The organism is Streptomyces sp. (genome assembly GCF_036524955.1).
Classification (GTDB): domain Bacteria; phylum Actinomycetota; class Actinomycetes; order Streptomycetales; family Streptomycetaceae; genus Actinacidiphila.
The window spans coordinates 1-12,732 of record NZ_DATDBG010000015.1 but is presented as its reverse complement, the minus strand read 5'-3'; the positions used below and the strand labels follow the sequence as shown (position 1 = coordinate 12,732).

The following is a 12,732-nucleotide window of genomic DNA, read 5'->3' as shown; positions in this document are numbered from 1 at the left end:
CCATGGGAATCCCCGGATCCGGTCTGGCCAAGGGCCTGGCCGTCACCCTGCGGACGATGACGAAGCGTTCCGTCACCGCCCAGTACCCGGACGCGCAGCCGGAACTCGCCCCGCGCACCCGTGGCGTGATCGCGCTGTTCGAGGAGAACTGCACGGTCTGCATGCTGTGCGCCCGCGAGTGCCCCGACTGGTGCATCTACATCGACTCCCACAAGGAAACGGTGCCGCCGGCCGCGCCCGGCGGGCGCGAGCGCAGCCGCAACGTCCTCGACCGGTTCGCCATCGACTTCGCCCTGTGCATGTACTGCGGTATCTGCATCGAGGTGTGCCCCTTCGACGCGCTCTTCTGGTCGCCGGAGTTCGAGTACGCCGAAACGGACATCCTCGACCTCACCCACGAGCGCGACAAGCTGCGCGACTGGATGTGGACGGTGCCCGCGCCGCCCGCGCTCGACCCGGCGGCGGAGGAACCGAAGGAGATCGCCGCGGCCCGCAAGGCAGCGGAGAAGGCAGCGGCGGCCCAGGCGGCACAGGCCGCCGCCGAGGCCGAGGCCGGGCAGCCCGAACCGAGCGGCCAGACCGGGCAGGTCCCGCCGGTCGGGCAGACCGGCCGGGACTCCGGCCCGCGGGAGGGCGAGGCGTGAACCTCAGTGCCGCCGCCCACCATCCCGGCTTCCTCTCCCCGACCGGCGTGGAGATCACCTTCGTGCTGGTCGGCCTCGCCACCCTCGGCGCCGCCGTGATCACCGTCACCACCCGGCAGCTCGTGCACGCCGCCCTCTGGCTGGTCGTCGCGCTCGGCGGCCTGGCCGTCGAGTACCTCCTGCTCACCGCCGAGTTCATCGCCTGGGTGCAGGTACTGATCTACGTAGGGTCCGTCGTCGTTCTCCTTCTGTTCGGCCTGATGCTGACCAAGGCGCCCATCGGCCGCTCGCCGGACGCCGACTCCGGCAACCGCTGGGTCGCCCTCGCGGTGGCCGTCGCCTCTGCGGCCACCCTGGTGTGGGTGGTCGTGGACGCCTTCCGGTCCACCTGGGTCGAGCTGCACGGCGCGGCACAGGGCTCCTCCCGGGCCACCGGCGAGAGCCTCTTCCGGCACTGGGTGCTGCCCTTCGAGGCGCTGTCGGTGCTGCTGCTGGCCGCGCTGGTCGGCGCGATCGTCCTCTCCCGTCGCGACGACACCGCGACCCCGCCCGCGACCGCCGCTACCGACACCGTCAGCGCCGCCGACACCGTCAGCACCGCCGTCACGGAACCGGCCGCCGCCTCCGCAGGCACCGACGGCAAGGAGAAGTGATGCACCTCGCGTATCCCGTCGTGCTGGCCGCCCTCCTGTTCAGCGTCGGCGTCTACGGCGTGCTCGCCCGGCGCAACGCGATCCTCGTCCTGATGTCCGTCGAGCTGATGCTCAACGCCGTCAACCTCAACCTGGTCGCCTTCGACGTGTGGCTGCGCGACACCCTGCACGCCGGCCAGGCGCTCACCCTGTTCACCATCACCATCGCCGCCGCCGAGATCGGGCTCGGCCTGGCGATCGTGCTGCTGGTCTACCGCCACCGCGGCAGCTCCGACATCGACCGCCTCACCGCCCTCGCCGACCCCGAGCGCCCCGAACGCCCGACCCAGCCCGGACCGGCGGCCGACGACGAGAAGGCAGAGGCCACCGCGTGACCCTGATCGCCCTTGCCGCGCTCGTACCCCTCCTTCCTTTCCTGGGCGCGGTCGCCGGCCTCCTGCTCGGCCGACGCGCACCCGGTTTCGTACGGCCCCTGGCCGTACTGCCCACCGCGCTCGCCTTCGTGCTCGCTGCGATCGTCGCCGCCCGGCAGGGCACCGGGGCGCCGACCGACGGCGCCCACCGGCTGACCGTCACCGGCTCGGTCCCCATCGACCTCGCCCTGCACCTGGACGGCTTCTCCGTCCTGATCGCCCTCCTCGTCGGCCTGGTCGCCACCTGCGTGCAGCTCTACTCCGTCTCCTATCTGCGCGACGACCCGCGCTACCCGTCGTACGCCGCCCTGGTCTCCCTCTTCACCGCCGCCATGTTCCTGGTCGTCTACTCCGGCGACCTGATGGTGCTGCTGGTCGGCTGGGAGATCATGGGCATCTGCTCCTACTTCCTGGTCGGTCACTACTGGGAGACCGAGACCGCGCGGTCGGCCTCGATCAAGGCGTTCCTGGTCACCAAGCTCGGTGACGTGCCGTTCCTGATCGGCGTATTCGCGCTCGCCGCCGACGCGGACACCTTCCGGATCAGCGGCATCCTCGGCGCCGCCGCCGAGGGCCGGCTGCATCACCCGACCGTGGTGGCGCTGCTGCTGCTCGCCGGAGTCGCGGGCAAGTCCGCCCAGTTCCCGCTGCACACCTGGCTGCCCGACGCGATGGCCGGCCCCACCCCGGTGTCCGCGCTGATCCATGCGGCGACCATGGTGGCCGCCGGCATCTACCTGGTGGCCAGGCTGCTGCCGGTGTTCACCGCGTCCGCCGCCGCACTGGCCGTCCTCGCCGTGATGGCCGCCGTCACCATGATCGGCTCGGGTCTGGCCGCCCTGGCCCAGGACGACATCAAACGCGTGCTGGCGTACTCCACGATCGGCCAGCTCGGCTACATGGCCGGCGCGCTGGCCGTCGCCGACCGTGACGCCGCGATCTTCCACCTCCTCTCGCACGGTGCCTTCAAGGCCCTCCTCTTCCTCGGCGCGGGCGTCGTCATCCACGCCGCCGGCACCAACTCGCTCACCGCCATGTCCCGCATGGGGTCGCTGAGCAAGCGGGTCCCCGACGCCATGTGGACGATGGGCCTCGCCCTCGCCGCTCTCGCGGCCCTCCCTCCGCTGTCCGGTTTCTTCTCCAAGGAGACGGTGCTGCGCGCCGCCGAGCACGCCTCCTCCGGTGACACCCCCCACGTGCCCGCCGCGGTCGGCTGGACGATCCTGGTCGCGGGCTTCGCCGCGGCCGTCCTGACCGCCGGGTACGCGGGCCGGCTGTTCCTGATGGCATTCCGCGGCAGCGGCCCCGAGGTCGCCGACCACGGGCGGCAGCCCGCCTTGATGACCACCGTCCTCTGGGTGCTCGCCGTCCCCACGATCGCCTTCGGCGGCCTCACCTACCGCCGGCTGCCCGACTGGTTCGGCGGCTCCTCGCTCGGCCCGACCCTGCTCACCTCCGTTCTCGGTACCGGACTGGCCCTCGCCGGCCTGCTGATCATCTACGGTGCCTGGCAGGCGGCCACCGCCACCCGCCGGGCCGTGCCCATCGGTGCCGTCGTCGCCGAGGACGCCGACGCCGAACCGGCGCTGGTGGAGGCCGAGGCCATCGCCACGCACGAGGAGATCTACGGCGACATCGCCGCCGCCGACGACCCCGGTGATCCCGGGCGGCTGCTACTCGGTCCGCTGCACCGGCACGCCGCCCACGGCTTCCACCTCGACGCCGTGTACGGCGCACTCTTCGTCCGCCCGGTGCAGGCGGCGGCGAGCCTGGTCCGCTTCCTGGACCGCGAGGTCGTCGAGACCTACGTCCGGGGCGCGGCCGGCACCCCGCGGCTGCTCGGCGCGGCCGTCCGCAAGGCCCAGACCGGAAACGTCCAGACGTACCTCAGCGCGCTGCTGGCCGGTGCCGTCGTCCTCGCCGTCCTTGTCGCTGTCGGAGCGTGAGATCCAGTGAACGACACCGCACTGCAGTACGTCCTCGTGGCTATCCTCGTGCTGCCGCTGCTCGGCGCACTGGGCGCCGTGCTCCCGATCCCCCGGATCTTCCGGATCGGCCTCACCCTCGACCAGGCGGTTCGCGGCCACGGCGTCTCCTTCTCCGGAGCCGTACTCGTCCTGTCGATCGTCCTCGCGGTCGGTTTCGACCACGACCAACCCGCGAGGATGCAGGCCACCACGGACCTGACGTGGATCCCCGCGCTGAACATCCATCTCCACCTCGGTGTCGACGGCATCTCTCTCCCCCTTGTCGTTCTGACCGCGCTGCTGACCTTCCTCTGCGCGCTCTACAGCCTGTTCAAAATGCCCGAGGGCCCGGGGCCCAGGGGCTTCGTCGCCCTGCTGCTGATCCTCGAAAGCGGCACGCTCGCCACCTTCGCCGTGGCCGACCTGATGCTGTTCTTCCTCGCCTTCGAGACGGTCCTCATCCCGATGTACTTCCTGATCGCCCGCTGGGGCGGCGGGGACCGGGAACGGTCGGCGATGCGCTTCATCCTCTACACCCTCCTCGGCTCTGTGATCATGCTGCTCGGCCTGCTCCTCATCGGCGTGAAGGCGGGCACATTCGACATGGTGGCACTCACCACTGACAACGGGTCATCGCTCAGTCACTCCACGCAACTGATCGCGGTCCTCGCCATCGGTATCGGCCTCGCCGTGAAGACCCCGATGTGGCCCCTGCACAGTTGGCTCCCCGACGCCCACACAGCGGCCCCCACCGTGGGATCGGTGCTGCTCGCGGGCGTTCTGCTGAAGATGGGCACCTACGGTCTGGTCCGGATCGCACTTCCGATGGCGCCCGACGGGATGCACACCTTCGCGCCCTATCTGGCCGCCTTCGCCGTCGTCGGCATCGTCTACGGCTCCCTCGCCTGCCTCGCCCTCGCCCGGCAGGGCAACGGCGGCGATCTCAAGCGCCTGATCGCGTACTCCTCCGTCGGCCACATGGGTTTCGTGCTGCTCGGCATCGCCTCCCTCAACCCCACCGGCGTCAACGGCGCCCTGTTCGCCAACATCGCCCACGGCCTCATCACCGGCCTGCTGTTCTTCCTGGTCGGCGCGGTCAAGGACCGTTACGGTTCCAGTGACCTCGACCAGTTCGCCGGCCGCGGCGGAGCCGCGCTCTACGGCCGCGCGCCACGCCTGGGCGGCCTGCTCGCCTTCGGCGCCGTCGCCTCCCTGGGGCTGCCGGGCCTGGCCGGGTTCTGGGGCGAGATGCTGGCGATGTTCGGGGCGTTCGAACCCGGCGCCGGGCTCAGCCGTCCCGCGTACCTGACCTTCACCGCCGTCGCCGCGTTCGGCACCCTGCTGACCGCCGCGTACCTGCTCACCGTCGTCCGCCGGGTCTGCATGGGCGACCGCGAGACCGCCGAGTCGCCCGCCGTCCTCGCCGACGTCCGCGGCTACGAGTTCGCTGCCTGGACGCCGCTCGCCGCCCTCACCGTGCTGGCCGGACTGTGGCCCGCGGCCCTGCTCGGCCTCACCGACCCGGCCGTACGCTCCCTGCTCGGAGGCAACTGATGCCGTCCCTCGTGCAGTCCGTCGACTGGACGGCCCTGACCCCGGTGGTGATCCCCGCGGCCCTGGCCGTGGTCGTCCTGGTCGCCGACCTCTTCCTGCCGCAGGACCGCAAGCCCCTGCTCGGTTGGCTCACCGTCGCCGGGCTCGCCGCCGCGCTGCTCACCCTGATCCCGCTCCGGGACGGCCGCCGCAGCACCTTCTGTCAGACCGGCGGTGCATCATGTTCGTACGCCGCTGACCACTTCACGCTCGTCATCCAGGTCCTCGTGCTGGGCGGCGCCCTGCTCACCGCCCTGCTGTCGCTGACCGTCGAAGAAGGGCCGCGCGAGGCGCCGCAGAACGGCGCGGGTGGTGAGCGACGAGCGGGCCTGCCGCCCGGGGAGTTCTGGTTCCTGCTGCTCTCCTCGGCCGCGGGCGGTGCCCTGCTGCCCGCCTCCCGCGACCTGGCCACCCTCATCGTGGCCCTGGAGGTCACCACGCTGCCCGCCTTCGCTCTGGTCGCGCTGCGCCGCGGCGACCGGCTGTCGAGCGAGGCCGCGCTGAAGTTCTTCCTGTCCTCGGTCACCGCGACCGCCGTCTCCCTGCTCGGCATCAGTTTCGTGTACGCGGCCACCGGCACCGTCCACCTGGTCGCCGTCGCGGACGGCCTCACCCACGTACCCGGGCAGCTCGACACCCTGGCGAAGGCGGGCGCCGCCCTCACCCTGGTGGGCTTCGCCTTCAAGCTGGCCGTCGCGCCCTTCCACTTCTGGGTGCCGGACACCTACGCGGGCGCGCCGCTGCCGGTCGCCGCCTACCTGTCGGTGGTCGGCAAGGCGGCCGGTTTCGCCGGGCTCATCCTGGTGACGGTGATCGCCTTCCGGCCGTACGACGACGTGTGGGGCCCGGCTGTCGGCGTGCTGGCCGCGCTCACCATGACCGTGGGCAACGTCGGCGCGCTCCGGCAGCGAGCCGCCGCGCCACGCAGCGCCGTACGCCTGCTGGCCTGGTCGTCCATCGGACAGGCCGGCTACCTGCTGGTACCGATCGCCGCCGCGTCCGCCGCCGACAGCGCGTCGCACGAGATCGGCACCACCGTGGCGTACGCCCTGATGTACGGCGTGGTGAACCTCGGCGCCTTCGCGGTCGCCGCGCTGGTGAACCGCACCGCGCCCGAGGGTCGGCTGACCGACTACCGCGGCCTGTACGCGGCCCGTCCGTTCGTCGCCGTCGCCCTCGGCTTCTTCCTGCTCTGCCTGGCCGGACTGCCGCCCGGCGTGATCGGCCTCTTCGCCAAGGTGGCCGTGTTCTCGTCCGCGGTCGGCGCCCAGCACGGCTGGCTCGCGGTGATCATGGCCGTCAACGTGGTGATCGCGCTCGTGTACTACCTGCGGTGGACCGCCCTGCTCTTCACCCGGCCGGAGGATGCCGCGGTCACGGCACGGGACGAGGCGGCGGACGGCGCGGAGGGCGATGGCGCCCGGGCCGTACGGCTGACTGCGGCCCGTGCGGTCGGCACCCCCGTCGGCCTCGCCGCCGCCATCGCGCTTACCGCGGCGGCCGGCCTCCTGCTGTCCGGGGCGCCGCAGATCGTGCTGCGGTACGCCCAGGGGTCGCTGTTCTGACCGTGCCGGCCCCTGCCGGCCGCTGCCGGGTCCGCACCGTCTCCCCGGTACCCGCCCGACGGCCCCGGTGGTCGCGCAGCGTGCGCACAAGGGAACTAGCGGCGGCCGGGTGGCGTTGAGTAGGGCAGGAGGTTCTCCTGAAGGGGGAAGTTCCCCGGCCGCGAACTTTGGAGGGCGCACGGTGCACCGCCGGCACAACGGGCTGAAGACCGCCGTTCTACTCGGCGCGCTGTCCGCACTCATCCTGGTCATCGGCAGCTTCTTCGGCCGGACCGGGCTCATCGTTGCGCTCGTCATCGCCCTGGGCACCAACGCGTACGCGTACTGGAACAGCGACAAGCTGGCGCTTCGCGCGATGCGCGCCCGCCCGGTGAGCGAGTTCGAGGCACCCTGGCTCTACCGGATCGTCCGCGAACTGTCGACGACCGCCCGCCAGCCCATGCCCCGGCTGTACATATCGCCCACCGAGGCGCCGAACGCGTTCGCGACCGGCCGCAACCCGCGCAACGCCGCGGTCTGCTGCACCGAGGGCATCCTGGGAATCCTGGACGAGCGCGAGCTGCGCGGCGTGCTCGGCCACGAACTGAGCCATGTCTACAACCGGGACATCCTCATCTCGTCGGTGGCGGGGGCGCTCGCCTCGGTCGTGATGTTCCTGGTCAACTTCGCCTGGCTGATCCCGGTCGGCCGTTCGGAGGACGACGAGGGCCCCGGCATCCTCGGCTTCCTGCTGATGATGATCCTCGGCCCGATCGCCGCCGCCCTGATCCAGCTCGCAGTCTCCCGCTCCCGGGAGTACGAGGCGGACGCCTCCGGCGCCCGGCTCACCGGCGACCCGCTGGCCCTGGCCTCCGCGCTGCGCAAGCTGGACGCGGGTATCAAGCAGCGTCCGCTGCCTCCCGAGCCGCGCCTGGAAGCCACCAGCCATTTGATGATCGCCAACCCTTTCCGCCCGGGTGATGCGCCCAAGCTGTTCTCGACCCATCCGCCGATGGCCGAGCGCATCGCCCGACTCGAGGAGATGGCAGGCAACAGATGAGAACCGTTCTGAACGTGATATGGCTGGTCCTGTGCGGGCTGTGGCTGTGCCTGGCCTACTTCCTGGCCGGCATCGTCCTGTTCATCACGATCATCGGCATCCCCTTCGGCATAGCGGCCTTCCGGATCGGCCTCTATGCCCTCTGGCCGTTCGGCTACACCACGGTCGAGCGGCGTGACGCGGGCGCCGGCTCGGTGATCGGCAACGTGCTGTGGCTGATCCTGGCCGGCTGGTGGCTCGCCCTCAGCCACATCGTCACCGGTGTCGCGCTGTGCCTCACGATCATCGGAATTCCGTTCGGCATCGCGAACTTCAAGCTCATCCCGCTGTCGCTACTGCCGCTGGGCAAGGAGATCGTGCCGACGGACCGGCCGTTCGCCACGCGCTGACGGCCCTGCGGGCGCCCTTCCTCCGAGGGCGCCCGCCTCCTGGGAAGGCGTGCTTCGCACTCGGGTTTCCTGCTCACTCTTCCCCAGCCTTCGGCCGGGGGTGCCCCAGCGGACAGCCTCTCCCTCCTGGCCTGCCCTGGGGCAGGAGGAGCCCATCGGCCGGCCACAGCGCGAGCTCGTGCGTCGGCCCATGGGGTGTCGCTCGGGCCCACCGTCCGCTTTGGCCTGACACCTGGTCACAAGGGTGTGCCCTGCTACCCTGACCTGCGGAGGTGCACGGTGGTGGACGATTACGCGCACAGCGTGGAGGCCGCGGGCGCGGAACTGCCGCCGGCCCTCGCCGCGTACGCCGCCCATCTGCTGCGCCGCGCCTACATCCGCTCCAACCGCCTGGCGCCCGAGTTCGTCCCGGTCGGCGGCGGGGCGGGCAGCGCCCGGGACTTCCAGGTGCTGGCCGCGATCGGCGAACCCACCGCCTCGTACTCCCAGCAGGACCTGGGCGAACGGCTCGGCATCAACCGCACCACCATGGTCAAGCTGATCGACCGGCTGGAGGCCGCCGGCCAGGTCATACGCTCGCGCAACCCCGAGGACCGCCGGTCGTACGTGCTCGCGCTCACCGACGAGGGCCGCGCCGCGATCAAGGCACTGGAACCTGCCATGTCCGCGAGCGACGACCGCCTCACCGCCGCCCTCAACCCTGAGCAGCGCGACCGCCTCGACGAGCTGCTCGCCACCCTGCTCTCCCGTCCGCAGCCGCCCGGCGAGCAGCGTCGTACGGGTTCGCTGATCGCCCAGGCGCACCACTTCGTACGGCGCGGGATAGAGGACGCACTCACCGACGTAGGGCTGCAGGCCCGGCACTTCGGCGCGCTCACCGTACTGGCCGACGGCCCCTGCTCGCAGCAGCAGCTCGCCCGGCGGCTCGGCATCAGCGACCAGGCGATCCTGCAGATCGTGGACGACCTGGAGCACGCGGGCCGGGTCGTACGGGAACGGGACCCGCTGGACCGGCGGCGTTACGCGCTGCGGTTGACCGACCCCGGACAGGAGGCGCTGCGCACCTCGCGGCAGGTGGTCGAGGCCGCGGAGTCCGAGCTGGGCCGGACGCTCGGGGCGGACGGGCGAGCCGAGCTCCACGGGCTGCTCATCACACTGCTGCGGGCGGACGTCTGAGCCGTCCGAGCGGCGCCTGGCGCCGTGTCGGACCCGGTGGCGCCGAGTCAGCCGGTGGCCGAGATCGCCGTGGTTCCGCCGCCGTCGCGTCGGACCGTGCGCCAGGATGGCGGGGATCAGCCATGCGGCTGCGGCGACGTCAAGGAGACAGCGATGGGCCTGCAAGTCGGCGACAAGGCACCGGACTTCACCCTCCCCGATCAGGCGGGAAGCCCGGTGACCCTCAGCGACTACCTGGGCACGAAGGTCGTGGTGCTCTACTTCTACCCCAAGGACAACACCCGCGGCTGCACCGCCGAGGCATGCGCCTTCCGTGACAGTTACGAGAGCTTCACGGACGCGGGCGCCGAGGTCATCGGGGTCAGCTCGGACTCGGTCGAGTCGCACGAGAAGTTCGCGGGGCAGCACGAGCTGCCGTTCATCCTCCTGTCCGACAAAGACAAGGCGGTACGCAAGCAGTACGGCGCCTCCACCCTCGGCGTGGTGCCCGGCCGGATCACGTACGTCATCGACCGGGAGGGCGTCATACGGCACGCGTTCTCCTCGATGACCAACATCGGCGGCCACATCGACGACGCGCTGGGGATCGTGAAGGAACTGCAGGCCGCGTAGCGCGGTGCGCCGTTCGGGTGGTCCTGCCTGCCGGCGGCCGGCCGCTTCCCGGCCGGCCGCCGTATGTCGTAAAGCCACGGCTGATGATGGTTCATCTTTCAGATAGATACACAGATTGACGATTCCGGGAGCTGACTATAGCCTCGGTACGGCGGTTCACTCTTGGTTCACTTTTGGCTTCTGGGAGACATCTGATGACCACTCCGCACGTACCGGGCGACGCTGTCGATCTGACGATGATGTACGCCTTCCATGACGGTCTGCGGCGCGACGCGGTGACCATCGCGAAGTCGGCCGCCATCACGGGCGACGACCCTGCCCGGCTCACGGCCACCCACTTCGGCTGGGACCTGTTCAAGCGCTTTCTGATCATCCACCACACGGCCGAGGACGACGTCCTGTGGCCGCGGATGCGCGAGCTGCTCGGCGACCGCGCCGACGACATCGAGATGCTCGACGCGATGGAGGCGGAGCACGACCGTATCGACCCGCTGATCGCCGCGATCGACGCCGCGATCGCCGACGAGGAGAACGGTCACGCGAACCTCGCCGACGCCACCGACGCCTTCGTGACCGAGCTCAACGCGCACCTCGCCCACGAGGAGAAGGACGCGCTGCCGCTCATAGACCGCGAGCTGCCGCCGGCCGACTGGGCGAAGTTCGCCGACGGGCAGCGCAACCAGATCGGCCTGGGCCTCGCCCCCCGCTACGTGCCGTGGCTGCTCGACGGCGCCACCCCGGAACGCATCGACCAGGTCCTGGCGATCTTCCCGCCGCCGCTGGTGGCGCAGTACCGCGCGGCGTGGAAGCAGCAGTACGCCGAGCTGAACCCGTGGTCGGTGGACTACGGCAAGGCGTGAGGGAGCTCTGCTCCGATGAGCTCAAGGACGAAGCCGGCTGGGAACAGTGACCGCCGGCTTCGTCGTGGGTGCGCACTTGCGGAACTTTTCCCCTGAGTGACAGACGCGCTGCTAGGGTCGGACGCCGAATGACCACCACACGACCCAACCGGCCGCTTGGTCACCGAAAGGCGCCGGTGATCAGCGAGGGGGAGCGATCTCGTGCCTGCCGGTGTGTACGAAGGCGCGCTTGAGGACCCTGCGACGCGCAAGTGGTGCGAGCGGCGGCGGAGCAGCGCGCAGGTTCTCCTCGGCGCTTCCGTGGCGATGCTCCTCCCGGGCTGGGCCGTCGTTCTCTTCCTCGCCGACCAGGCAGGGTGGATCACCTTCTCTGCGTTGCTAGCGGCTCCCCCGGTCGTCCTGACGATCGTGACCTTGGTGTACTGCGACCTCCGGCTTGGTCGCATCAAGCGCTACCAGCACATCCTGGCCGTGTACCCCTGGCAGAAGCACAAGGGTGTTCTCTTCATGGCTGACAACGGCGAGGTCTATCTGCGCATCGCGGACCCGGAGCACCCGAACAAGTCGGTGAGCGTCCGGATACGGCGTCCCGGGATCCGGCGCTGGCTGCGCCTCGCGCAGACCTACCCGGAGCAGGAGGTCTGGTTCGCCGGCGACCCGCGGATCGGCGGAGCCCTGGCCCTCCCCGGTCCGGCTCGACTGTCTCTCGCGCGGCAGGGCGGGGCAGCCGGGCGGGCCGATGCCGTCGAAGCCAGGCGTAACGGCAACTCCCTGCGGGGCGTGAGCGAGGAAGCCCTGCAACGCGCTCTCGCCGCAGGGTTCGACCAGGACTTCGACCACCTGGATCCCCGCTTGCGGCGGTGAGCGCCGTCCGGCTCCGGCAGGTGAGCGCCGTCCGGCTCCGGCGTTCTACCTGCGGAGCGACGCGGCAGGCGCCAGCCCGGGCTTGTATCCCACTCCGGCATCGCCCGCGCCGGAGGCCGTACCGACCATGACGTTCATCGGATTGAAGTGACCGCCGAACACGGTGGTGTTGACGGTCTCCTTCGTGATGGACGTCACGAAGCCCTTGGCCGTGCCGAGGACGAGCTTGGACGCCTCGCTCTCGGTCCGGCCGTTCATGATCATCTGCAGTTGGCCGAGGTTCCGTCGGGCGGCCCGTGGCATGGTGGCCAGGTCGCCGCTGTTGATCAGGCGGGGAATCTTCGAGAAGCCCTTGTCCAGAAGTTCTCCGGTTCCTGCGCCGATGACGTTGCTGGCGACGTTGCCCAGGAAGTTCTTCTTGATGTCCCCCCAGCCGCCGTTGAGCCCGTCCTTGAGCGTGTCCTTGCCGAGGCCCTTGCCGACGGTGAACGCGAACTTGCTGAACCCCGTCAGCTCGCTGCCCGTGCGCCACACCTTGATCACCGGAGCGAACTGCCGCTCGGCTTTGGCCACCCGCAGTGCCCACCTCACGCCGCCGAGCTGACGCGCCTTGGCCAGCATGGACAGTTTGCCCGCCACCGGGATGCAGTCGAGCGCTGCGAACAGCAGGTCGCCCCAGCCTGCCTTGCCCTGGGCGAACTTGATGGCCGTATCGGTGAAGACCAGGAGCGCGGCGGCCAACAACAGAGCGGCGGCGAGCGGACCGCCGATGAACAGCAGCACGATGCCGCCGACGGCCACGACGATCTTGAGGAACGGGATGACGAGATTCCACGCCTTGACCAGCGCGTCCCCGACCTTCTCGTACCACTTCTTGTTGTGGATGCCCGCGTCCGACGCCTGGTCGAGCTGCGTGGTGAGCACGCCCACCGCCGTGTCGCGGTTGTGGCCCGCCGT

General features: G+C 70.6%; 12 protein-coding genes and 1 pseudogene. 12 read left to right on the top strand and 1 reads right to left on the bottom strand.

The features are described from left to right. Positions 1–2 precede the first annotated feature (2 nt). From VIW71_RS01330 to VIW71_RS01275, 12 genes are all read left to right on the top strand, one after another. The gene (locus VIW71_RS01330) at positions 3–644 is read left to right on the top strand and encodes a NuoI/complex I 23 kDa subunit family protein (RefSeq protein ID WP_331619933.1); all 642 of its coding nucleotides are present in this window, start codon (positions 3–5) and stop codon (positions 642–644) included. Then, positions 641–1,297, top strand: coding sequence for an NADH-quinone oxidoreductase subunit J (locus tag VIW71_RS01325; RefSeq protein ID WP_331619932.1), 657 nt, complete (start codon positions 641–643; stop codon positions 1,295–1,297). The genes VIW71_RS01330 and VIW71_RS01325 overlap by 4 nt, the downstream gene beginning before the upstream one ends. Further along, positions 1,297–1,671, top strand: a complete 375-nt coding sequence (gene nuoK / locus VIW71_RS01320; RefSeq protein ID WP_331619931.1) for an NADH-quinone oxidoreductase subunit NuoK — start codon at positions 1,297–1,299, stop codon at positions 1,669–1,671. Before VIW71_RS01325 ends, nuoK begins: the two co-directional genes overlap by 1 nt. Next, a complete protein-coding gene (locus VIW71_RS01315) occupies positions 1,668–3,656 on the top strand; it encodes an NADH-quinone oxidoreductase subunit L (RefSeq protein WP_331619930.1) in 1,989 nt (662 codons plus the stop codon). Before nuoK ends, VIW71_RS01315 begins: the two co-directional genes overlap by 4 nt. Before the next feature lie 6 nt (positions 3,657–3,662). Continuing rightward, positions 3,663–5,231, top strand: a complete 1,569-nt coding sequence (locus VIW71_RS01310; RefSeq protein ID WP_331619929.1) for a complex I subunit 4 family protein — start codon at positions 3,663–3,665, stop codon at positions 5,229–5,231. Beyond that, positions 5,231–6,835 (top strand): NADH-quinone oxidoreductase subunit N, encoded by a 1,605-nt coding sequence (locus VIW71_RS01305; RefSeq protein ID WP_331619926.1) that lies wholly within the window; start codon positions 5,231–5,233, stop codon positions 6,833–6,835. Before VIW71_RS01310 ends, VIW71_RS01305 begins: the two co-directional genes overlap by 1 nt. A 181-nt stretch (positions 6,836–7,016) precedes the next feature. Next, complete coding sequence (gene htpX, locus VIW71_RS01300; protein ID WP_331619925.1) at positions 7,017–7,874, top strand: zinc metalloprotease HtpX; 858 nt, start codon at positions 7,017–7,019, stop codon at positions 7,872–7,874. Further along, positions 7,871–8,263 (top strand): YccF domain-containing protein, encoded by a 393-nt coding sequence (locus VIW71_RS01295; RefSeq protein ID WP_331619924.1) that lies wholly within the window; start codon positions 7,871–7,873, stop codon positions 8,261–8,263. Before htpX ends, VIW71_RS01295 begins: the two co-directional genes overlap by 4 nt. Positions 8,264–8,545: 282 nt before the next feature. Continuing rightward, on the top strand, positions 8,546–9,439 hold the full coding sequence (locus tag VIW71_RS01290; RefSeq protein ID WP_331619923.1) for a MarR family winged helix-turn-helix transcriptional regulator: 894 nt from the start codon (positions 8,546–8,548) through the stop codon (positions 9,437–9,439). 153 nt (positions 9,440–9,592) lie between these two features. Beyond that, a complete protein-coding gene (locus VIW71_RS01285) occupies positions 9,593–10,051 on the top strand; it encodes a peroxiredoxin (protein WP_331619922.1) in 459 nt (152 codons plus the stop codon). Positions 10,052–10,245: 194 nt separating this feature from the next. Beyond that, positions 10,246–10,911, top strand: a complete 666-nt coding sequence (locus VIW71_RS01280) for a hemerythrin domain-containing protein (protein WP_331619920.1) — start codon at positions 10,246–10,248, stop codon at positions 10,909–10,911. A gap of 201 nt (positions 10,912–11,112) precedes the next feature. After that, a complete protein-coding gene (locus VIW71_RS01275) occupies positions 11,113–11,775 on the top strand; it encodes a hypothetical protein (protein WP_331619919.1) in 663 nt (220 codons plus the stop codon). 45 nt (positions 11,776–11,820) lie between these two features. On the opposite strand, the pseudogene VIW71_RS01270 reads toward VIW71_RS01275, so the two are convergent. Beyond that, positions 11,821–12,732, bottom strand: a pseudogene (locus tag VIW71_RS01270) (hypothetical protein); the annotation flags it as partial.

Coding starts and splice junctions, on each gene's coding strand:
- VIW71_RS01305 (WP_331619926.1), top strand. CDS start 5,231: ATGCCGTCCCTCGTGCAGTCCGTCGACTGGACGGCCCTGACCCCGGTG.
- VIW71_RS01285 (WP_331619922.1), top strand. CDS start 9,593: ATGGGCCTGCAAGTCGGCGACAAGGCACCGGACTTCACCCTCCCCGAT.
- nuoK (WP_331619931.1), top strand. CDS start 1,297: ATGCACCTCGCGTATCCCGTCGTGCTGGCCGCCCTCCTGTTCAGCGTC.
- VIW71_RS01295 (WP_331619924.1), top strand. CDS start 7,871: ATGAGAACCGTTCTGAACGTGATATGGCTGGTCCTGTGCGGGCTGTGG.
- VIW71_RS01330 (WP_331619933.1), top strand. CDS start 3: ATGGGAATCCCCGGATCCGGTCTGGCCAAGGGCCTGGCCGTCACCCTG.
- VIW71_RS01280 (WP_331619920.1), top strand. CDS start 10,246: ATGACCACTCCGCACGTACCGGGCGACGCTGTCGATCTGACGATGATG.